General features: G+C 56.5%; 21 protein-coding genes and 1 pseudogene. 13 read left to right on the top strand and 9 right to left on the bottom strand.

Features of this window, described 5'->3' with window-relative positions:
• The gene (locus AACY49_RS26995; protein WP_258696619.1) at window positions 1–441 is read right to left on the bottom strand and encodes a low molecular weight protein-tyrosine-phosphatase; all 441 of its coding nucleotides are present in this window, start codon (window positions 439–441) and stop codon (window positions 1–3) included.
• Window positions 442–761: 320 nt separating this feature from the next.
• The gene (locus AACY49_RS26990) at window positions 762–926 is read right to left on the bottom strand and encodes a hypothetical protein (protein WP_339527384.1); all 165 of its coding nucleotides are present in this window, start codon (window positions 924–926) and stop codon (window positions 762–764) included.
• Window positions 927–1,089: 163 nt separating this feature from the next.
• On the opposite strand from AACY49_RS26990, the gene galU reads away from it, so the two are divergent.
• The 3 genes from galU to rfaH all read left to right on the top strand — a co-directional run bounded on the left by galU (window position 1,090) and on the right by rfaH (window position 2,934).
• Entirely contained in the window at window positions 1,090–1,923 is an 834-nt protein-coding gene (galU, locus tag AACY49_RS26985) for a UTP--glucose-1-phosphate uridylyltransferase GalU (protein ID WP_320391189.1), read from the top strand.
• A 76-nt stretch (window positions 1,924–1,999) separates the two neighbouring features.
• Window positions 2,000–2,431 (top strand): phosphomannomutase, encoded by a 432-nt coding sequence (locus AACY49_RS26980; RefSeq protein WP_339527383.1) that lies wholly within the window; start codon window positions 2,000–2,002, stop codon window positions 2,429–2,431.
• Window positions 2,428–2,934 carry a transcription/translation regulatory transformer protein RfaH gene (gene rfaH / locus AACY49_RS26975; protein WP_258696622.1) on the top strand — a complete coding sequence of 169 codons (507 nt, stop codon included), beginning with the start codon at window positions 2,428–2,430 and terminating at the stop codon, window positions 2,932–2,934. Before AACY49_RS26980 ends, rfaH begins: the two co-directional genes overlap by 4 nt.
• Window positions 2,935–3,001: 67 nt before the next feature.
• On the opposite strand, the gene AACY49_RS26970 is transcribed toward rfaH, so the two are convergent.
• Window positions 3,002–3,838: an undecaprenyl-diphosphate phosphatase gene (locus AACY49_RS26970; protein WP_339527382.1), complete on the bottom strand. Its 837-nt coding sequence runs from the start codon at window positions 3,836–3,838 to the stop codon at window positions 3,002–3,004.
• A gap of 216 nt (window positions 3,839–4,054) precedes the next feature.
• Between AACY49_RS26970 and AACY49_RS26965 the strand changes: the two genes are divergently transcribed.
• A complete protein-coding gene (locus AACY49_RS26965; RefSeq protein ID WP_258696624.1) occupies window positions 4,055–4,177 on the top strand; it encodes a hypothetical protein in 123 nt (40 codons plus the stop codon).
• A gap of 70 nt (window positions 4,178–4,247) precedes the next feature.
• Window positions 4,248–4,664, top strand: a complete 417-nt coding sequence (locus AACY49_RS26960) for a hypothetical protein (protein WP_258696625.1) — start codon at window positions 4,248–4,250, stop codon at window positions 4,662–4,664.
• Here the strand turns inward: AACY49_RS26960 and AACY49_RS26955 are convergent.
• The 6 genes from AACY49_RS26955 to AACY49_RS26930 form a co-directional block, all read right to left on the bottom strand.
• Window positions 4,658–5,560, bottom strand: a complete 903-nt coding sequence (locus AACY49_RS26955; protein WP_339527381.1) for a universal stress protein — start codon at window positions 5,558–5,560, stop codon at window positions 4,658–4,660. The genes AACY49_RS26960 and AACY49_RS26955 overlap by 7 nt on opposite strands.
• Before the next feature lie 187 nt (window positions 5,561–5,747).
• Window positions 5,748–6,347 (bottom strand): serine protease, encoded by a 600-nt coding sequence (locus AACY49_RS26950; RefSeq protein WP_320394537.1) that lies wholly within the window; start codon window positions 6,345–6,347, stop codon window positions 5,748–5,750.
• 336 nt (window positions 6,348–6,683) lie between these two features.
• Window positions 6,684–7,904 carry an organoarsenical effux MFS transporter ArsJ gene (arsJ, locus tag AACY49_RS26945; protein ID WP_258696627.1) on the bottom strand — a complete coding sequence of 407 codons (1,221 nt, stop codon included), beginning with the start codon at window positions 7,902–7,904 and terminating at the stop codon, window positions 6,684–6,686.
• 9 nt (window positions 7,905–7,913) lie between these two features.
• Entirely contained in the window at window positions 7,914–8,918 is a 1,005-nt protein-coding gene (locus AACY49_RS26940; RefSeq protein ID WP_339527380.1) for an ArsJ-associated glyceraldehyde-3-phosphate dehydrogenase, read from the bottom strand.
• A 47-nt stretch (window positions 8,919–8,965) separates the two neighbouring features.
• A complete protein-coding gene (locus tag AACY49_RS26935) occupies window positions 8,966–9,328 on the bottom strand; it encodes a metalloregulator ArsR/SmtB family transcription factor (protein ID WP_339527379.1) in 363 nt (120 codons plus the stop codon).
• Window positions 9,329–9,466: 138 nt separating this feature from the next.
• On the bottom strand, window positions 9,467–10,216 hold the full coding sequence (locus tag AACY49_RS26930) for an EAL domain-containing protein (protein WP_320391195.1): 750 nt from the start codon (window positions 10,214–10,216) through the stop codon (window positions 9,467–9,469).
• A gap of 248 nt (window positions 10,217–10,464) precedes the next feature.
• Here AACY49_RS26930 and AACY49_RS26925 point away from each other — a divergent pair, with 248 nt between their 5' ends.
• The 8 genes and pseudogenes from AACY49_RS26925 to AACY49_RS31995 form a co-directional block, all read left to right on the top strand.
• A complete protein-coding gene (locus AACY49_RS26925) occupies window positions 10,465–11,478 on the top strand; it encodes an AraC family transcriptional regulator (protein ID WP_339527378.1) in 1,014 nt (337 codons plus the stop codon).
• A 1-nt stretch (window position 11,479) separates the two neighbouring features.
• A pseudogene (locus tag AACY49_RS26920) lies at window positions 11,480–12,304 on the top strand (aldehyde dehydrogenase family protein); the annotation flags it as partial.
• A 259-nt stretch (window positions 12,305–12,563) separates the two neighbouring features.
• Entirely contained in the window at window positions 12,564–12,770 is a 207-nt protein-coding gene (locus AACY49_RS26915) for a hypothetical protein (RefSeq protein ID WP_258696632.1), read from the top strand.
• Between the two features lie 282 nt (window positions 12,771–13,052).
• Window positions 13,053–15,080 carry a type VI secretion system tip protein TssI/VgrG gene (tssI, locus tag AACY49_RS26910; RefSeq protein WP_339527377.1) on the top strand — a complete coding sequence of 676 codons (2,028 nt, stop codon included), beginning with the start codon at window positions 13,053–13,055 and terminating at the stop codon, window positions 15,078–15,080.
• The gene (locus AACY49_RS26905; RefSeq protein WP_339527376.1) at window positions 15,077–15,925 is read left to right on the top strand and encodes a DUF4123 domain-containing protein; all 849 of its coding nucleotides are present in this window, start codon (window positions 15,077–15,079) and stop codon (window positions 15,923–15,925) included. Before tssI ends, AACY49_RS26905 begins: the two co-directional genes overlap by 4 nt.
• Entirely contained in the window at window positions 15,922–16,716 is a 795-nt protein-coding gene (locus AACY49_RS26900; protein ID WP_339527375.1) for a hypothetical protein, read from the top strand. The genes AACY49_RS26905 and AACY49_RS26900 overlap by 4 nt, the downstream gene beginning before the upstream one ends.
• Window positions 16,713–19,034: a lipase family protein gene (locus AACY49_RS26895; RefSeq protein ID WP_339527374.1), complete on the top strand. Its 2,322-nt coding sequence runs from the start codon at window positions 16,713–16,715 to the stop codon at window positions 19,032–19,034. Before AACY49_RS26900 ends, AACY49_RS26895 begins: the two co-directional genes overlap by 4 nt.
• Window positions 19,035–19,424: 390 nt before the next feature.
• A partial coding sequence (locus AACY49_RS31995; RefSeq protein WP_445262664.1) for a transposase occupies window positions 19,425–19,547 on the top strand: 123 nt, incomplete at its 3' end.

The following is a 19,547-nucleotide window of genomic DNA, read 5'->3' as shown; positions in this document are numbered from 1 at the left end:
TCAGCGTGCTAGACGCTGTGCCCATGCGTGTACGGCTTCTTCGATCAACGCATAAGCATGCACAAAAGCAGGTTTGCCTTGACGGTAGGGGTCGCTGATTTCGCGATCGTCCTGCCATTTGCCCAGCAGTAACACCTTGCCTCGCGCCTCAGGGGCAATGTTGAGCACCCCGCTGACATGCCGTCGCTCCATCACCAGAATCAAGTCCGCCTCGCTGACGGCTTGAGACGTGAGTTGGACGGCCTGGTGCTCATGGGGCAGATGACCATGCTCCTCGAGTACAGCGTGTGCCGTCGGCTCGATGGGTTTGCCTGCCAAGGCGGCCAGACCAGCCGAGCTGACCTGAATATCGGAATGGACAAGTGCCCCGCGCAGCAAATGCTCCGCGGTGGGACTGCGGCAAATATTGCCGACACAAACAATCAAAACCCTTTTAAGCAAGATAACCTTCCCCGTCTTGTCAACATTGGCGGTGACCTAACACTTGCCGAACATAAGAGCTTTAATCTACGAATGAATTCAGGTATTTAAAAACCCGGTAACTGCAGAAGAAACATTAAAACAATCGATGCGTATTTATTACCATGGCACCTAAACCACCCCCAACTTTTTCTCCAGACAAAAAATAACATTTCGCTTTCAGGCACTGAAAATAACAGTTCAGGATTTTATCCAGACAATTTCTAACAGTTGCCGTTTTCCCGCGTTCGTTCAATCTAAATTACACCGAAATAGCGAATGGCTAATGTATAGCTGTTCCGCTAGTGCATTGCCAGGGTGTCGGACATTCGGTTAGTCGTTGGGTAAAGGGCGCCTTGGGCAATAACTTTTTTTACAGCGGATTGCGTCAGGAACATGCCATGGAACAACCGGGCATGCTCGCCGGCCACCCGATATTCCCCCTGCCCGCGCCTGACGAGAAACATGGCGCACGGGCCTTTCGTTGCCCCTGTAGCGTTGCGAACATTTTTCTCGAGTGATCGGGCCATTTCGAGCCCGCACTCCTCAGCGTGACCGGTTCCGACATCCGGATCGAATCTTTCCTACTGCCATCAGCCACTCCATCAGTCTACTTTCAAGGACGCTTCCATGATTCGTAAATGCCTGTTCCCCGCTGCCGGTTATGGGACCCGCTTTTTACCCGCCACCAAGGCCATGCCGAAGGAGATGCTGCCGATCGTCAGCAAGCCGCTGATCCAGTACGCCGTCGAGGAAGCACGCGACGCCGGCCTGCAACATATGGCCATCGTCACCGGCCGCGGCAAGCGCGCGCTGGAGGATCATTTCGATACCAGTTACGAGCTGGAACATCAGATTCGTGGCACCGATAAGGAAAAGTTCCTGCATGGCACTCGTGAGCTGATCGATACCTGCAGTTTCTCCTATACCCGTCAGGTGGAGATGAAGGGCCTGGGGCACGCGATTCTCAGCGGCCGCTCGTTGATCGGTGATGAGCCATTCGCCGTGGTGCTGGCCGACGATCTGTGCCTGAACCTGGAGGGCGATGGGGTGCTGGCGCAAATGATCAAGCTCTACGAACAGTTCCGCTGTTCGATCGTGGCGATCCAGGAAGTGCCCCATGAGCAGACCCAGAAATACGGCGTGATTGCCGGCGAGTTGATTCGCGAGGGTATTTACCGGGTCAACAGCATGGTCGAGAAGCCCCGTCCGGAAGACGCCCCGTCCAACCTGGCCATCATCGGTCGATACATTCTGACCCCCGATATCTTCGACCTGATTGCTGACACTGAACCTGGCAAGGGCGGTGAAATCCAGATCACCGATGCGCTGATGAAACAGGCCCAGAACGGCTGCGTCCTGGCTTACAAATTCAAAGGCCGACGTTTCGATTGCGGCGGCGCCGAAGGTTACATCGAAGCCACCAACTTCTGCTTCGAGCACCTGCATCAGAACACCCTGTGACGGCGCTGCCCCCTGACAAGCGTGTGCTTAACCGAATCGATTTTATGGTCTTTATTACCCTATGGACGAAGCCTCTATGAATACGTTGAGCGGTTTCAAGGCAGATGACAGTCGCCCCCCGTATGGCGCTGACCTTAAACACAACCTCGCCTACCTGATCGTGCGCGCCTATGCGTCGGAACTGATTTTCCCCCGCGTGCAGAAGCCGCCAGTGCTGCTGGTGGAGCGCATCGGCGCTTTCCCTTCTTCCGGGGAAGTCCATCGTCACGTCAAGGATGGCCCCGCACTGCTGGCATGCATCAAGCAGCGTTACGCCGCCGATGCCCTCGACATCAACGAGAGCGACGGACTGAATCTGGTCTTTGCCGACTGGCGCTTCAGCTTGCGCCTCTCGGACAAGGGTTGCGTGGTGTGCCTGGCCGTGGAAAGTCGTGGCGACAGCTCGTTAATGCAGCGCAAGACCGCCGAATTGCTGGAGCAGATCAACGCAGAGGAGGCCTCTAAATGAACGCGATTGCAGAACACGCCACCAAAGCCTGGTATCTGCTCCAGTGCAAACCCAAACAAGATGAGCGCGCCGAAGAACATTTGCAGCGCCAGGGCTATGCCTGTTTCCGCTCGACCTACAGACGTGAGCGCATTTTGCGGGGCCAGCGCAAGGTGATCAGCGAGTCGCTGTTTCCGGGCTATCTGTTTATTCAACTGAGCCTTCAGGACAGTTGGGGTCCGCTGCGCTCGACCCGCGGTGTTTCGCGAGTCGTCGGGTTCGGCGGTCAGCCGCTGCCAATCCGCGATGCACTGATCGATGAACTCCAGGAACGGGACAGTCAGGCGATCGTGACAACGTTGTTGAGACACGGAGATACCGTGCGCATCAATGAAGGCCCGTTCTGCGATCTCGAAGCGGTGTTCCTGGCCATGGACGGCGAGGAACGGGTGCTGCTGATGATGAATTTCCTGCAGCGTGAACAGAAAATCAGCCTGCCACTGGCGCGGGTCAACAAGCTTTAGATACTTTCAGCAGCCCACACGTGGCGAGGGAGCTTGCTCGCTCGCCACAAAGGCAGGCATGGAAAACCTACACCCCTTCCGAGAGGTGGTTCCAGTCGACCCAACCCAAAAACCACGTCGCCAGGATCAGCAAACCGAACGCGATCCGGTACCAGGCGAACACCGCATAACTATGGTTGGCGATGAACTTGAGCAAACCGCGCACGGCCATCATCGCGAAGAAGAACGCGGCCAAAAAACCCAGAGCAAACACTGGCAAGTCGGCGGCCTGGAACAGATCGCGATACTTATAGCCCGAGTACACCGCGGCCCCCACCATTGTCGGCATCGCCAGGAAGAACGAAAACTCGGTAGCCGTCTTGCGTGACAGGCCAAACAGCAACCCACCGATAATCGTCGATCCCGAGCGCGAAGTGCCGGGGATCATCGCCAGGCACTGTGCACAACCGACTTTCAAGGCATCGGTCCAGCGCATCTCGTCCACATGATCGATCACCACCACATGCTCGCGTTGTTCCGCCCACAACATGATGATTCCGCCAATCACCAGCGCCACGGCCACAGTGATAGGGTTGAACAGATACTCATGGATCTTGTCGGCGAACATCACCCCCAGGACAACCGCCGGCAGGAAGCCGATCAACAAATTAAGACTGAAGCGTTGCGCATTACGCTGGGTCGGCAAGCCGGTGGTGATGTCCAGAATCTTGTGACGGAACTCCCAGACGACCGCCAGAATAGCCCCCAACTGAATAATGATATTGAACGCCATGGCTCGCTCACCGCCAAAGTCGAGCAAGTCCGCGGCAATGATCTGGTGTCCTGTACTGGAGATGGGCAAAAACTCTGTGAGCCCTTCAACCAACCCTAAAATCGATACTTGCGTGGTGGTCCAGAAGTCCATTAATCCCCCGTTAGTCCCTCTCAGCCGAAAGGTCTGTTGATGATGCCAAGCCTCTAAATCCTGATCGCGATCAAACCTGTCGGACCAACGCAGGATTAAAGCGCACTCTCCGCCCGCTTTTGCCAAACGTTATAAAACGTCCATGACAGGGCTATCGCCGCGTATACGGCTCCCGTTCACCTGCTACGCTTTCCTTTCTTGACTGGAGGAATAACCATGCCAGACGATCCTGTCCCCGCCCTGCTCGACCGTATCAACCAGAACATCACGGCCCTCGGCTGTGCCATGGATGAGATTGGTCGCTGTGTTTCGGGGCCTGCGGCTGCCACTCATCGTTAGATCGTTGACGTTTTGAGTTTGGACGCGCGCAATGTCCACCCCAAAAATGATCGCCCAGAGAACACTCCATATGGCAAAGATCACAGTGCTCGCCGGTGATTTCCCGCAGTGCGACGGGGAGTATCACTCGGGTACCATTACGCTCAAGACAGCCCTTAAACCACGACTGGGGAAAAGTTTCCCGGTCTCGGAATTCAAAGATCTGACGGTCCAGAACACGGAGTCCAACAAGAATATAAAGAGCGCCATAGGCCTGGGCATTGCAGGCGCGATGTTGCTGGGGCCAGTCGGCGCCATCGCCGGCTATCTGCTCGCCGGCAACAGCACTGAAGTGACCTTCATGGCCACCTTGAAGGACGGTGGAAAGCTCCTTGCGGCAACCGATTGCGATACCTACCGGGATATCTCGGCACATGCCCTCAAAAAATCCCGCTCCAGCCGCCGAGGCGCTCTTAGCGAGTCATTGAACAACGGATCCATTCACTGATCCACTTGCCCCGTGACCGCGAAGATGTTGCAGGGCACTCGATACAACACATGCTCCGTCGTACTGCCCACCCAGTTGCCCAGTCCCTTGCGATGCGCATTGCCCATGACGATCACATCGGCCCGATGATGCGCTGCAAAGTCAGCCAGCGCTTTGCCAGGCGGCCCTGCAACGAAGTGTTGTCGCTCGGTGGGCACGCCAAAGTGGTCGGCCAAGGCGATGAATGACTTATGCAGAGACTTGCGCACATCGCTGCTGAAGCCTGGCATTGTCACGGCTCCGGCGCCTGCATCGGACATATGAGTCAGCGATAGATCGTAGGCATGCAGCAGATGCAACTCCGCATTGCATTGCATCGCCAATCCGTTCGCCGCCTGGATAATGCGGTCGTTGATGCCGGTGATCTGCGTCTCGGGGCGCGACGGATCGACGGCCGCCACTATCACCCTCGGCAGCGGACACCTGACTTCACTGACCAGATGGACAGCCACCGGACATTCGCGCAACAAGTGCCAATCCAGAGGCGTGATGAACACGCGCTTGAGCGCCGACTCGTGCTGCACGTCCTTGATCACCAGGTCCGCCGGCATTTCTGTCACATGTCGAAGAATCTCTTGCAGTGCGTTGTGCGTTATCAGCACTTCGGTGCTCACCGCGATGCCGCGCCCACGGATCAGATCGGCCTCATCTTTCAGCCATTTTTCGTTCTCTTGCTGACAGACCTCACGAAACCGCGTACCTGTGCTCATCAAACCCAGGAGGTGGGAGTCTTCGATAAACACTGTGATGTGCAGCGCGGCACCGGTGGCTTCGGCAATGGCGACAGCTCGCTCCAGCGCCGGGGTGTGACGCATGGCTGGACCGGCTATCAGAAAGAGTCGTTGATATTGGCTCATGTAACACCTCCAGACACTCCGGGAAATCTAACTCCCCCAGCGCTCTCACCTGCCACACCACGACGAATTGCTATCGCCTCAACGACCTGGATCGACACTATCAATATACGCCTGGATTGAATAAGCGAGTGATAGACGTGCCACCTCGCACCGAATCCGATGATCCGGATTCGGTGATGACCCGACGCTACTTCTGCGCATATTTCGCGCCGTGCGGATCATTAAGCTGTGCCTGCATCAGCCGCCACTCACGCTGAATGATCGAGTACGGGATAAAGATGCTGATCCGCTCCGCGCCCTTTACCCCAGGGTGAAAACTCACATCGTGAAGTGTGGTGGAGAAAAAACCGACATTAATACCGACAATGTTGCCGTCACTGGCGATGACGGGCCCACCCGACATCCCCTTGATCATCGGGGCATCATGGATGGCATAGCGTTCTCCGCTGCCTTCATCACTGTTGATGAAAGGTGCCGGATACACCTTGCCTTCCCCGCTGACCGTTGTCATATACGGGCTCGTCCCCACGGCAGTGATGTGCTCACCCACGCGCGGTGCGCGCCATGACGGATAATGGCCGTCGGCCTTGTGCTTGATGAAGACCAGGTCGCAGCCGGTGCTGCAGCTGTATTTCACGTTGCGGATGAGTGGGGTGTGGCGGGTGGTGACGGCGTAGTCCTCGTTCCATTGCACAGCCGAGGCCGTGTACAGATAGGGCAAGGGAAAGCCTGAGAAGACTGAGAAATATGAATCATTGGCAGGTCCCGACAAGTCGGGTTTCACCATACCGTTGCATCCTGCAATACCAGCTCCTATTAAAAAGTAGGCCATGACTTTAATCATGATGTTCACCGACTTATAAGGAGATTTCTGTTTTTGTTGTGTCAGTTTTTTAGTGATGAGGTTGTTGTAGTTTTCCTTGCTGCCTGATCGGGTTGGTAATGTATGGCTTAGATTGCAATAGTGCGTATGAATTAATTGCACTAAGAGCAATCGCTTTTCGATCCATATAAAAAACTGCAAATATTTGGCGCCTGAAAAGCGTCAGGAACGCCAAAACAAATAAAAATGAAAGTTGCACTATGACGAGTAAAACGCGTGAAACAGCGCCTTCAGAGCGATTTAGATCACTTTGGAATGCCTCGGCAACCTAATGGAAATCAGTGCCGCGAATATAACAAATGCGCTGGATATCCATAAACACGCTCCCAGCCCGAAGACCTGAAAAACCCAGCCAGAGAGCACGGTGCCGATCAGCCGTCCCATGGCGTTGGACATGTAGTAAAAGCCCACGTCCAGCGACACGCCGTCTTCCTTGGCGTAGGACACGATCAGGTAGCTGTGCAGAGAGGAGTTCACCGCGAACAGCGCACCAAAAATCATCAATCCGCCCAACAGCACCCATTGTTGCGATAACCCGGTGTTCAGCCCCAGAGCGATTGCTGCGGGAAAGCCTGCCAAAGCAAGCGCCCAAACAAACGCAGCGCGGCCATCTGGGACATGTCCTCGTTGCTTGCCGGTAATCCGTGGCGCGAACGATTGCACGATGCCGTAGCCAATCACCCAGGCCGCCAGGAATCCACCGACCTTCCAGAAATCCCAGCCAAAGACACTGCTCAAGTACACCGGTAAAGCCACCACAAACCAGACATCGCGGGCACCGAACAGGAACATTCGTGCTGCCGACAAGATGTTGATGGCACGGCTCTTGGAGAGGATGTCGCGAAACCTTGGTTTGGCTTTCGCCTTGCCCAGATCCCTTTTTAACAGGATCACGCTACTGAACCAGATCAGCGAAAGAACGGCGGCCATGGCCAGCAACGCCCCTCTGAAGCCGATCAGGGCGAGCAATGCCCCACCGAGAAAGAAACCGACACCCTTGAGGGCATTCTTCGAGCCGGTGAGGACGGCTATCCATTGATAAAGCTTGCCCTGTTGCCCGTCGGGCACCAGCAGTTTGATCGAGCTTTTGGCGCTCATCTTGTTCAGGTCTTTGGCGATCCCCGACAGCGCCTGAGCCCCCATCACCCAGGGGATCGTCAGCCAAGCCACTGGCACTGTCAGCATCAACAGCGCCACAACCTGCATCCCCAGCCCGATGTTCATGGTTCGGTTCAGCCCCAGACGCGCACCAAGATAACCGCCCACCAGATTGGTGATCACGCCAAAAAGTTCGTAGAACAGGAACAACGCCGCGATGTGCAGCGGGCTGTAGCCCAACGCGTGAAAGTGCAGCACCACCAACATGCGCAAGGCACCGTCGGTGAGGGTGAAGGCCCAGTAATTGCCCGTCACGAGCAGGTACTGCCGCACTGGCGGAGCGAGGGCTGACAAGGCTTTCATCAACGCTCCTTAAACAGCCAGGCCAACCATTCTGGCCAATTCGACGGTGCGGTTTGCGTAAGCCCATTCATTGTCGTACCAGGCATAGAGTTTGACCTGGGTGCCGTTGATGACCAGGGTCGACAGCGCATCGATGATCGAGGAGCGCGGGTCGGTGCGGTAGTCGATGGACACCAGTGGACGCTCCTCGAAACCGAGGATGTCTTTGAGTTCGTTCTCGGACGCATCCTTGAGGAACTGATTCACTTCGCCAACCGTGGTGACGCGCTCGACCTCAAACACGCAATCAGTCAGCGAAGCATTGGCCAACGGTACTCGTACGGCGTGACCGTTCAGACGCCCGCGCAGCTCCGGGAAAATTTCGGCGATGGCGGTGGCCGAGCCGGTGCTGGTCGGGATCAGGCTCATGCCCGAAGCCCGCGCACGGCGCAGATCCTTGTGCGGCTGATCGAGGATGCTTTGTGTGTTGGTCAGGTCGTGGATGGTGGTGATCGAACCGTGGCGAATACCCAGTTTTTCATGGATCACCTTAACCACCGGCGCCAGACAGTTGGTGGTGCACGAAGCCGCGGTGACGATGCGATGTTCGGCCGGTTTGAACAGCTGATGGTTGACGCCCATGACGATGTTCAGCGCGCCCTCTTCTTTCACCGGAGCGCTGACCACCACGCGCTTGACGCCCTGGTCCAGATAAGCCTGAAGCACCGCGACGGTCTTCATCTTGCCGCTGGCTTCGATCACCAGATCGCAGCCCGACCAATCGGTATCGGCAATCGCCTTGTTGGCGGTGACCTTGATGCGTTTGCCGTCGATGACAATGCAGTCACCCTCGGCGCTTGCCTGATCATTCCAACGGCCATGCACCGAGTCGAAGTTCAGCAAGTGCGCATGCGTCGCCGCGTCGCCTGCCGGGTCGTTGATCTGCACGAACTCAAACTCCGGCCAGCGCCACGCGGCGCGCATGGCGAGGCGACCGATGCGGCCAAAACCATTGATGCCCACTTTGATAGTCATGTTGAGGTGCTCTGTTGCTGTTGTCAGGGAGGGTGCTTTGGAAATCATCAAGCCGGGCAGCAAGCCGCTGCCCGTTCAGGACGGTCGCCCATTTGTTCAAGGCGTTTGGCATCCGGGCTCAGCCAGTGCTTGTTGGCTTCGAGCACCACGGTCAGCACCTGATGCACCCAGTCAGGAAGATTCGGGTGCAGCCGGTAGTAAACCCACTGGCCTTGCCGACGGTCCGCCAGCAATCCGCCTGTACGCAACTGTGCCAGGTGCCGGGAGACTTTGGGCTGGCTCTCATTCAACGCACAGGTCAGCTCGCAGACGCACAGCTCTCCCTCACGGGCGATGAGCAGCATCATGCGGACGCGGTTGTCGTCAGCCAGGCATTTGAAAACAGTGGTCGGCGTCAGAGGGGCAGCCATTTCGGTTCTCGGGGTTTGGGCTTTGCGTCACAGTGGAGCGTCAGCTTATATGCGTTTCCCCGAATATATGTTTTTCCGCATGTACGGTAAAGCACCAGCGGTCAATCGTCGTAAGCGTCAGACTGCCCCGGACCGTCTCTACAACAATATGGGTTGCAACAGGCAGCGCGCGCCCAACGCATCAATCTGCGGACGACCGAATAGATAACCTTGCCCCCACTCGCTGCCGCAGGCGGTGGCAAGAGCGCGGTCGGCTTCGGACTCAATCCCTTCGATGATCACGCACGGCGCCAGGGTCTTGCACAGTTGCAACAGGTGGCCAAGGGTCTGGGCGTTGTTGGTTTCCAGGCGTGCACGCTGGATGTAACCCTGATCGATCTTGACGATGTCCGGCCGGGTCTGGCGAATGAATTCCAGGGTGCCCAGACCCGCGCCAAAGTCGTCGATGGCCACCCGGCAGCCAAGTTCACGCAAGCACAGAACGAACTCGATCGCCGCCAAGGTGCTGGGCGGTGTGGCGCTTTCGGTGATTTCAATCACCAGCCGCGCGGCCACCGAGGGAGCATCACGCAACTGCGCGAAGATCTCCTGCCAGTAGTGGTCGACGATGGCACTTTGCGCAGAGATGTTGCAGCCCAGTCGCAGGTGCTCGTCCAGCAGCAAGCTGTCGATCACGCCATGCACCACACTGCGGTCGAGCTCACGCATCAGTTGGTGTTTCTCCAGCATCGCAAAGGGATAGACCCCGTCTCCCAGCGCATCGATATGCCGCAACAGCCCTTCCTGGTACAGCACCCGATTACTGTCGGGCAACCAGACCACCGGCTGAAACGCCAGCACCAACCGGCCGAGTGCCAACTCACTGTAAAAGTTTCTGACTCTGTGCATGACACATCCGTGGACAAAGCAGCGGCCTGCCGCCGGTTGAGTGTGACCAGGCCGAGCGGCGCTCCTGCGACTGCAAGGGTTGACTGCCGGCCATAATCCCCCCGCCTCACTGCGTCAGGAAGTGTTCCCGGATACCTTTCGTTTGTCCTCGGAAACGTGGTTGTCCCGTTAATCGACTGTGGTCATTTGTTTATTGCGATCATGCGCCGCTCGCGCGATATCACTTAGCTATCAGCCCAGGAAGAACTATGCACAGAATGACTAGCGCCAGTTTTCGGGTGCTTGCCGATGTCTTGACCGACGGAGGTGCAAACGTAGAAGCCTTGCTCAAGCAGTTCGACAGCAGCGAGGAGGTCTTTGCAAACCCCAAGGGAGTCGGGCTGGAGCTGGTCTATAAGGTGATGGCAGAAGCGGCAAAGCGTACCGGCAATCCGGACATCGGCCTGCTGGCCTATACCCGGGCGCACCCGGCCAATCTGGAGGTGCTCGGTTATGCAGTGATGTCCTGTGCCACGCTGGGCACTGCCCTGCAACGTCTGGTGGACTATCACTCACTGATCAGCAACGGCTTTTGCATGTGCCTGGAACGCAAACCCCAGGCGCTGAGGCTGATCGGTTTCGACATCAGCATGGAGCCGTCGCTGACGCCCCGCCCGTTCATCGACGCTGGTGCCGCGCAAACCCTGGGGCTGGTCCACTGGCTGTTGCCCAAGCACAAACCCCAGCCCCTGGCAGCGACCTTTACCTACCCCGAACCCGCAGACACCACCCGACTGGAACGCTTGCTGGGCAACAACCTGCTGTTCGACGCGCCGTACAACAGCCTGACGTTCAGCATCGACGACTGCTCGATTGCCTTGCCCACCGCCGATCCGGCACTGGATGTCTTGCATGTCGAATACGCTCGCGCGCGTTTGAACGTGCTGCTCAACGACTCGATGACCGCGCGGGTTCGGCGGGTGCTGTCCGAACGCTTGGCCCAAGGCGTGCCCAGCGACCTCGACAAAATCGCCCAGGTGGTCGGGGTCAGCGCGCGCAGCCTGCAACGGCGCCTGAGCAATGAAGACATGCACTTCTCCGCGCTACAGGACGAGGCGCGGCTGATGCTCGCGCACAACTTCCTGCGCAACTCGGTGCGCAACTCGGTGCGCAGCGTAAAGTACATCGGCGCGTTGCTGGGTTTTCGCGATCAGAGCAGCTTTCATAAAGCCTGCCTGCGCTGGTTCGGCATGACCCCGGGGCGCTATCGCGAAGAGTCCTGACCCTGCCATGCTGAGCGCCGAACCAACAATGGTCGAGGGTGGCAAGGCACGCATTGAATATCGCCCGCTCGGCCCGATTCTCGCCGTGATGCCGTGGAACTTCCCGATCTGGCAGGTCCTGCGCGGCGCCGTTCCAGCGCTGATCGCTGGCAACACCTACGTCCTCAAACATGCACCCAACGTGATGGGCTGCGCCTATCTGTTGCGGGATGCCTTCAAACACGCTGACTTTCCCGAAGGCGTTTTCGAGGTCATCAATGTCACGCCGGACGGCGTCTCCACGACAATCGCCGATCCACGCATCGCAGCGGTGACACTCACCGGCAGCGTCCGGGCCGGCATTGCCATTGGCGCACAGGCCGGTGCGGCCTTGAAAAAGTGTGTGCTGGAATTGGATCGTCAAGTTCGCGACACCCTGGAAGAAGGCGCGACATTGCTGATGGGTGGCAAGAAAGCTGAAGGCCCCGGCAACTTTTACGAGCCCACCGTCTTCGCTGACGTCACCGACCAGATGACCTCATTCAAACAGGAACTGTTTGGCCCGGTGGCCTCCATCATCACCGCACGCGATGCCGCCCATGCGCTGGAGTTGGCCAATGACAGCGAATTCGGACTCGCTTCAACTATCTACACAGGTAATGTTCAGCTTGCGGAGCAGATGGCTGGTGAACTGGAAACCGGTGGCGTGTTCATCAATGGCTACTGCGCGACGGACCCACGTGTCACGTTTGGTGGTGTGAAGAAGAGTGGTTTTGGCCGGGAGCTGTCGCATTTTGGGGTGCGGGAGTTTTGTAATGCGCAGACGGTTTGGTTGGATCGACGCTGATTGCATCAATAACCAAGGCGTCAAAACCGAGACAAATAAAAAGGGTCGCGAGATAAAATCTCGCGACCCTTTTGAATTATAGGGGCGGGATGGAGTGATTCGGACACTCGTCCCCCTGGCGCCCCATGCTGGGGACTGGACTAACAGCAGATCGATGCGGTGCCGATGCCCACGACCGAGGCTGTTCGTCTGTGTTCTGGTGGCCGATACTCTGAGCTAGCAACTGAAGGCAAGTACTGCCCTGCAGAAAGGTTACTCAATGCTGAAGAAACAGCTGGAAAGCAAAGCAGCGACTGCTGCTGAAATTGAGCGCTCCATCCAGGCCCTGAACAAAATGGCAGAACGCCTTTGGGGTGATGGCCGGGAAGCTGAGGCGAAGGCCCTCCTTGATGCCTTGGACGCACTAAACCGGGCGCTTGATCGCATCCGGATTGGAGAGAGTCGAAGGATTTCGACTCTTCATTAAGAAACAGGTAAATGCCGGGCACCGGGTTTTAAAACTGGAAAATGGACTTTCACTTCGACCATATGTAAAGCGCACAAAAATGAACTCAGCATCATTTTCACTGTCCCTGTCGTTCACAGAAAAAACATTCTGAATATTTGGAAATTTCTGAAACATTTTAGAACGTTTCCTACATCAATTTTTCTGCAGCCTTGTTAGCGTGCTTGGAAATTTGAGCTTGTTTAGGCTAGGTATGGCCTGGACATCGCGTTTTGCCTCCTCTCTCAGCTTAAGGATAAGCGTATGTTTGCGCCGGCCAATGCTGCGCACTTCACGTTACTGATTCCCTCTGTTCGTAACGACTTCAAGGTACTGGCCTTTCACGGCTCTGAAGCTATCAGCAGCTTGTACGCTATCCATGTTGAACTGGTCAGCGAGTACCCTGATTTCGATCTGGAGAGCTTGCTCAGCCAGTCGGCTTTTCTCCAGTTTGGCCTGAATGGCGAAGGTATACATGGGCGTATCGAAGATGTTTTCGTGGGGGAAGCGGGTAAACGCCTGACCCGTTATCACCTGACCTTGGTGCCGGCGCTGCATTACTTGCAGTTCAGCCACAACCAGCGGATTTTCCAGCACCTGACGGTGCCGCAGATAGTGGCCCAGGTGCTCCAGGGGCATGGTCTTCAGGCTGATGCGTACGCCTTTCATGTCAGCACCAGCCCAGAGCGCGAATACTGCACTCAATACGGTGAAAACGACTTCGAGTTCATCCAGAGGTTATGCAGTGAAGATGGTGTTTCGTGGCACCACCAACACAGCCAGGATGGCCACCTGCTCGTATTCACCGATGATCAGACCTATTTCCCCAAGCTGGGGGACACGCCCTATCAGCAAGGCGCTGGACTGGCGGCGGATCATCCGGTCGTCAGCCAGTTCTCCATGCGCTTCAGCACCCGTACCAGCACGGCCACGCGCCGGGGCTATGATTTACAACGCCCAAGCCTGCTGCTGGAAAGTCGAATGGCGGTCGAGGCCACTCCTGCGCTGGAGGATTATCGCTATCCGTTGCTGATCGAAAATGAAAAGCTCGGCAAACAGCTGGCCCGGCAAGCCCTGGAGCGACACCGTAGCGACTACCAGTTGGCCGAGGGTAAAAGCGACCAGCCGATCCTGCGCAGTGGCCACTTCTTTACTCTGACCGAGCACCCTCGCAAAGCGTGTAACGAGTTGTGGCTGTTGCTCAGCGTGACGCATTCGGGCAAGCAACCTCAGTCTCTGGAGGAATCAATCACCAGCGACGTTAAGCCCGAAGACGGTTTTACCCAAGGTTACCGCAACAGCTTCAGCGCGATTCCTTGGGATGTGTTTTACCGTCCGCCGCTTGTCACGCGTAAGACAGTGTTGGTGAGCCAGACTGCTCGTGTAACGGGACCTGTGGGCGAAGAAATCTTCTGCGACGATTTTGGGCGAGTCCGCGTCGAGCTGCCCTGGGACCGCGCTGAACTCAACAGCGACAAGAGCAGTTGCTGGCTGCGAGTGTCGTCCAGTTGGGCGGGAGAAAACTTTGGTGCAGTGACCATCCCGCGGATCGGTATGGAAGTGGTGGTGACCTATTTAGAAGGCAACCCCGACCTGCCGCTAATTACCGGGTGCGTGGTGAATAAGGTTACCCCCACGCCATATCCCTTGCCGGCGAACAAGACCAAGACCGTGTTGCGCAGCCACAGCTCGCCCAGTTCAGGTGGTTTTAACGAGCTGATGATCGAGGACCGCGCTGGTCAGGAAAAAGTCTACCTGCGCGCCGAGCGTGACTTCGAACAACTAATCCGCAACGACAGCACCAGCCAGATCGACAACGACCGCGCGGAGCAGGTCGGGCGCAACAGCACCAGCCTGATCAAGGGCGATGAAACCCACACCACCGACGGTCAACGCAACACCGTGATTGGCGGCAACGAACTGATCTCCATCACCGGCAACAGCAGCACCACGGCGGATGGGACACTGGTGATCAAGGCAGGCTCGCAGGCCCATGTCACCGCCACCAACGTGGTGATCAATGCCGGTGCATCCCTGACGCTTGCAGCCGGAGGTCAACACATAGTGATCAGTGCTGGGGGCATCTTCAGCAGCGTACCCATTGTATTGGGTGGTGCGCCCATGCCCGGTATGGCGCCACTACAAGCAACAGAGGCGCTGGCTAGTGAGTTGCCCGCCATAATCCTCAGTCCGCTATCTCTCGTTTTAGAGACCCAACAGAAAGCGACTGACTACTGCCCGCTATGCGAGGCTTGTCGCGATGGCCTGTGCAGTATTGGAGACAACGCATGAGCACGTTGGAGCAATGGATACACGAACAGTCCGCGACAGGGCGGCGCTTTTACTTGGTGCTGGATTCCCTCGGGCAGCAAGATGAACGCAATACGTTGGTCAGCGAGCTGGGAGCTCAGCGCTACCGCAACCTGTACATTGGTACTCCAGCTGAGTCGCTGGCGACAAACGGACCGTACCTGTTTGAGCTCGATTCGTTTGATATCCCCGCGCTCCGGACGTTGCTTTCGTCGCCAGAGCGCAACTGGGGTTGGCTGGCCAGCGCTGAAAACACTGATCTCGATGTGCTGAGTGCCCATTGGCGAGAGCGTCTGGTGACGGGTGAGCGCCCCCACCAAGCCGTCTATCGTTTCCACGATAACCGCGTATTGGCACGTGCGCTGGCCTACCTGCAACCTGAACAGCGTCCAGAGTATCTGGGATCGATGGCCAGCGTCTGTTATTGGCAGGTTGAGCAATGGACGATCACTGACAACCCCGCGCCCAGTCAGTACCCTCTGCCAACAGACCCCGCCTGGTGTCATACCCCTATGCCCGAAGCCACATTCAAGGGCGTACAGTTCGACAACACGCGGCGTTACCTTATCCGCGAGCACACCGACAACTTGCTCAGCCTGGCACAGGAGCAGGACATTGATACTTGGCTACGCGGCCAGTTCGACCTGGCGCACACCTGGGGTTGGCAGGAACCGGACAGCATTCATTTTTTGCTGACGCAAAGCTTGCAGGCGCCGGACTACGCCCCACCAAAAAGCTGGCTACCCCAGCCAAACGAAACCCCGACGATGCACTTTGACCGGGTTTATCAGGAAACGCTGTATTGGCAGGGAGATGCCTCCGTATGAAACGTGTCATTCACAGTTTGATCCTTGGCAGTTGCATGGCCATGACCGTCGGCTGCTCAGCCACCGGCAAGTCCGACACCTTTACTTTTATCGCTGACCTGCCACCGAACTTTGCTTATGTCGCGTCCGTGACTTACGTGCCGGTCCCCGGTCAGTCCTGCGACTTGGGCAAACGTGACAACCTGAAACCGCAGTTCAACCGTGAGTGGCGAACCGAATATAAGCCTGATACGCAGATCGAAATACACCGCACCCGCAAAGGGTGCGAGTTGGTGCTGGACAAAATCCAACTCGACATTAACGCGAGTTACGGTGAGGACCGTGGTGATTTCGGCGGAGATTCAGGACTTATCGTGGTGCGGGATTACCTCGACTCCAGCGACAAGGGCACCTTCAACGCAGTCGGAGAAAGCCAGTTTTCGGGTCAGTGCCAGTGGTTGTTCCGCACGGTTGGCCTTAAGCGCCGCATTGTAAAAATTCTTGACTGCAAAAACACCGATGCCCAGGGCAATGTCACCAAAGGTCGTCCGTTTGCCGCGTACACCCTCGATCAGTTGCCGGGCAAAACCGTGAAATTGAAGATCAAGCTGGCTGATGAGGAAAAACCTGGCTGGGGAGATACCTGGGTCAAGGTGCCTGGAGGCTGGAAACGTTGTATGGGCGACAATTTTGAAGATCAACATGCTTACTGCAATGGTAACTACAAGGACTTCAGCACCTTCAAAATGCCTGATGGTCGCAACTGCAGCATTTATCCGGGTTGCACCGAAAACAAGGAAGTGACCCCATGAGCCTTGCTCCCCTGAAAGACAGTGACAAACCGTCCTTTGACGGTCGTATTCATACGTGCCCGTTACGTGGGCACTCGACCAGTTTTCAATTGGTGGATGAACTGGGTGATGGCAAACCCTATGCCGGTTTGGCCTACGAGGTCACCGATTACGAAAATGTCAGCTACACCGGCAAACTGGATGCGTCCGGATCCGGCAAGGTGGATAACCATTATTGCGGCCCGGTGGTTCTGAAACTGAATCAGCCTTACCAAGGAGCTGACAAACTTTATAAGGATTTAATAAACAGACCACACTACCCGCTGCCCATCACCGAACTGCAAGTACGGGCCGAAAAAACCCGTTTTTTTAATAAGTCGGGCGCCCGCACAGAAGCCAACCCGGCACAGGGCGAGGCTAATACCCTTTACCAGGTTGAAGTGCGCGAGCTGGTGGATCATTCGGCGCATCTGCCCCCCAAAGTGCAGCGCCATTTTCCACCCAATACCCATGTGTTTTCGTTGTTTCGGCAAAAATCTCAGGTCAAAAACCCCAAGACCCAGCAAACTGGCTTCATTGATGGTGGAAAGAACGTGGACGTCACGCCGCATGATTCGGCTATGGCGGAGCTGGGGAATGCACCACCTGCACGCACACCACTAGGCGTCGCCTTGATGCCGAACCGGCACACCGTGCTGGAGGTGCGTCCGCTACGCGCCTTGCGCCCAATGCTATCGCCTAGCAACGATTTCTGCGCACTCAACCTCTACCAACTTGCGCTGATGTCGACTCTGAGTTACAGCGACTTTGGACAGCAACCCACCTCACTCCCGGTAGAAAAAGACAGCGTGAGCTTTCCCTTGCAACCGAGCATTGGCAATTGGTTTGGTGACGCTCTTTCAAAATTTGACGAGCTTTGGCAGGTGGATGCAGCGCAGGCGGGGAGCAAAGCCTATTACCCTCTGTATGAAGAGGTGCCGTACTCCAAACGCCTGGAAATGGTGCCCTTCGACCCAGAGCTGTACTCGGAAGTTAATAGCCCAAGCCTAGGTGAAAAACAGGAAAATCCGGCCAGCATTCACTGCTTTGATGACAGCGCATCTGACGAAGGCACCGATACCCAAGCCTTCATTACCCACCACGATACGCTGATTTTGATCTCGATCCGGGGCACCGCCGGTGGGGCGGATGCCCTGCGCGACATGGATGCCACTCAGGTGCCCTTTGGCAAATGGCCTGGCAAAGTGCATAACGGATTTTATGGTGCGGCCAAGGTGGCCTATGACTTTGCAGTCCGTTACCTGGATAAATTTTACACTGGGCAAAAGCTGGTCATCTCCGGGCACAGTCTGGGTGGAGCGATTGCGCTGATAGTGTCTGAAATGCTGCGACGTCGACCGGATTTTACTTATGACATTGTGCTTTACACCTACGGTGCCCCACGGGCCGGTGACAAAGTCTTCGTTGAGGGGGCTTCGCCCCTGATTCACCACCGCACCGTCAACCACAACGATCCGGTGCCAAGCGTTCCATCGACATGGATGAACACGTCCACCAAGCGGGAGTACATCGCACAGGGTGTCGTTACGGTGATCAGTCCGCCTGTCGGGGTGTCATGGTTTGCGTTGGGCATGATCAACATTACCGGTGAGCCTTATACCCACCACGGTACTCTGCGACACTTTATGCCGGTCAACTTTGGAGCTGGCAAAAAGTCCTCGATCCTCTGGATGCCAGGTTGCAGCACTATCAATGACCACGGCTGTGCCAAAGCGCTGAAGGCAACCGACGGCCTACCGGATCGCGGTTCATTCCTACGACAAATTGTTGATAATGCAGACCACAAAATGGTCCTCAGCTACATTCCAAACTGCTGGGCCAGCCTACGCCGCTGGCAGGAAGCTCAAGAATTCAATCGCACATTAGTTACTGACAATGAGTTTGAACTGGTGGATGGGGCGTTAAAGAACGTCCAGCGGCAATTGCTCACTTTGGAGAGACGCCTGGCGGCGAGCCCCGACAGATATATCGATAGTCAAGCAGCGACGAAGGCCGCCCTTCAACAAGAAATCGAGAACATAGGCACAACGCGGACGCGACTGGACATTTTACGTGGCGAGCCTGTCACCGAGTCCCATGTGTATGGTTTATTCGCTGGACTGCCCGAACTGATTGAGGGCGATTTGCCTCGTTGGAAAGCTCATCCGGAGAATACAACTCAGGAACAGCTGGCAATGTCCCCCCCACCAGCCTACGACGATGACCGGGCGATAGCGGCGATAACGGGTGGCCACACCGTGGGAGCCCCTTGCTACCTGGATATTGATTCGATTGCCTAGCTCTTATACCCACAGACAGCGCGTCTCTCATGTTGCTGTGGGCTAGAAGAAACGCCCCCAATACTCCCTCGACACGCCGGGCTCCGACAGAGTTTAGACCCGGCGAGATCGGGTGGAGGAGCTGGTCACAGCCGTTACCGCCAGAACAATAGAGCAAACTTAAGCCTGCGCTACGAAAAACCAACGCGCTGATAAACATCCCCGGGCACGACGATCTGCCGGATTACGATCCGTTTCCTCCGGTGAGCCCGCGCACCGAGGACGACCGGTTTATCCACTAAATTCTCCGTGAAGAATTCAAGTTCAATGTCCAACACCCATGCTCCTGCAGTGGTCTAATTTCCCCGGACACCTCGATAGGTGGAGAATGCATCTATCGAGGATTCTTTCATGACTGGCAAACGCAGAACATTCGACGACAGCTTCAAACTGCAAGTGGTAAAGATGATCAAGGACCAGGGACTGGCCGTTCCGCAGGTCTGCCGCGACCTGAATATTGGTGAGACCGCCGTC

The sequence above is a fragment of the Pseudomonas sp. EL_65y_Pfl2_R96 genome (assembly GCF_963970905.1).
Classification (GTDB): Bacteria; Pseudomonadota; Gammaproteobacteria; order Pseudomonadales; family Pseudomonadaceae; genus Aquipseudomonas.
This window is presented reverse-complemented; position numbering and strand designations above follow the sequence as displayed.

What these genes read in the sequence shown, in the direction of transcription:
- AACY49_RS26990 (WP_339527384.1), bottom strand. Translation starts at nt 926, where the DNA reads ATGTTTCTCGTCAGGCGCGGGCAGGGGGAATATCGGGTGGCCGGCGAG.
- galU (WP_320391189.1), top strand. Translation starts at nt 1,090, where the DNA reads ATGATTCGTAAATGCCTGTTCCCCGCTGCCGGTTATGGGACCCGCTTT.
- AACY49_RS26980 (WP_339527383.1), top strand. Translation starts at nt 2,000, where the DNA reads ATGAATACGTTGAGCGGTTTCAAGGCAGATGACAGTCGCCCCCCGTAT.
- rfaH (WP_258696622.1), top strand. Translation starts at nt 2,428, where the DNA reads ATGAACGCGATTGCAGAACACGCCACCAAAGCCTGGTATCTGCTCCAG.
- AACY49_RS26970 (WP_339527382.1), bottom strand. Translation starts at nt 3,838, where the DNA reads ATGGACTTCTGGACCACCACGCAAGTATCGATTTTAGGGTTGGTTGAA.
- AACY49_RS26965 (WP_258696624.1), top strand. Translation starts at nt 4,055, where the DNA reads ATGCCAGACGATCCTGTCCCCGCCCTGCTCGACCGTATCAACCAGAAC.
- AACY49_RS26960 (WP_258696625.1), top strand. Translation starts at nt 4,248, where the DNA reads ATGGCAAAGATCACAGTGCTCGCCGGTGATTTCCCGCAGTGCGACGGG.
- AACY49_RS26955 (WP_339527381.1), bottom strand. Translation starts at nt 5,560, where the DNA reads ATGAGCCAATATCAACGACTCTTTCTGATAGCCGGTCCAGCCATGCGT.
- AACY49_RS26950 (WP_320394537.1), bottom strand. Translation starts at nt 6,347, where the DNA reads ATGGTGAAACCCGACTTGTCGGGACCTGCCAATGATTCATATTTCTCA.
- arsJ (WP_258696627.1), bottom strand. Translation starts at nt 7,904, where the DNA reads ATGAAAGCCTTGTCAGCCCTCGCTCCGCCAGTGCGGCAGTACCTGCTC.
- AACY49_RS26940 (WP_339527380.1), bottom strand. Translation starts at nt 8,918, where the DNA reads ATGACTATCAAAGTGGGCATCAATGGTTTTGGCCGCATCGGTCGCCTC.
- AACY49_RS26935 (WP_339527379.1), bottom strand. Translation starts at nt 9,328, where the DNA reads ATGGCTGCCCCTCTGACGCCGACCACTGTTTTCAAATGCCTGGCTGAC.
- AACY49_RS26930 (WP_320391195.1), bottom strand. Translation starts at nt 10,216, where the DNA reads ATGCACAGAGTCAGAAACTTTTACAGTGAGTTGGCACTCGGCCGGTTG.
- AACY49_RS26925 (WP_339527378.1), top strand. Translation starts at nt 10,465, where the DNA reads ATGCACAGAATGACTAGCGCCAGTTTTCGGGTGCTTGCCGATGTCTTG.
- AACY49_RS26915 (WP_258696632.1), top strand. Translation starts at nt 12,564, where the DNA reads ATGCTGAAGAAACAGCTGGAAAGCAAAGCAGCGACTGCTGCTGAAATT.
- tssI (WP_339527377.1), top strand. Translation starts at nt 13,053, where the DNA reads ATGTTTGCGCCGGCCAATGCTGCGCACTTCACGTTACTGATTCCCTCT.
- AACY49_RS26905 (WP_339527376.1), top strand. Translation starts at nt 15,077, where the DNA reads ATGAGCACGTTGGAGCAATGGATACACGAACAGTCCGCGACAGGGCGG.
- AACY49_RS26900 (WP_339527375.1), top strand. Translation starts at nt 15,922, where the DNA reads ATGAAACGTGTCATTCACAGTTTGATCCTTGGCAGTTGCATGGCCATG.
- AACY49_RS26895 (WP_339527374.1), top strand. Translation starts at nt 16,713, where the DNA reads ATGAGCCTTGCTCCCCTGAAAGACAGTGACAAACCGTCCTTTGACGGT.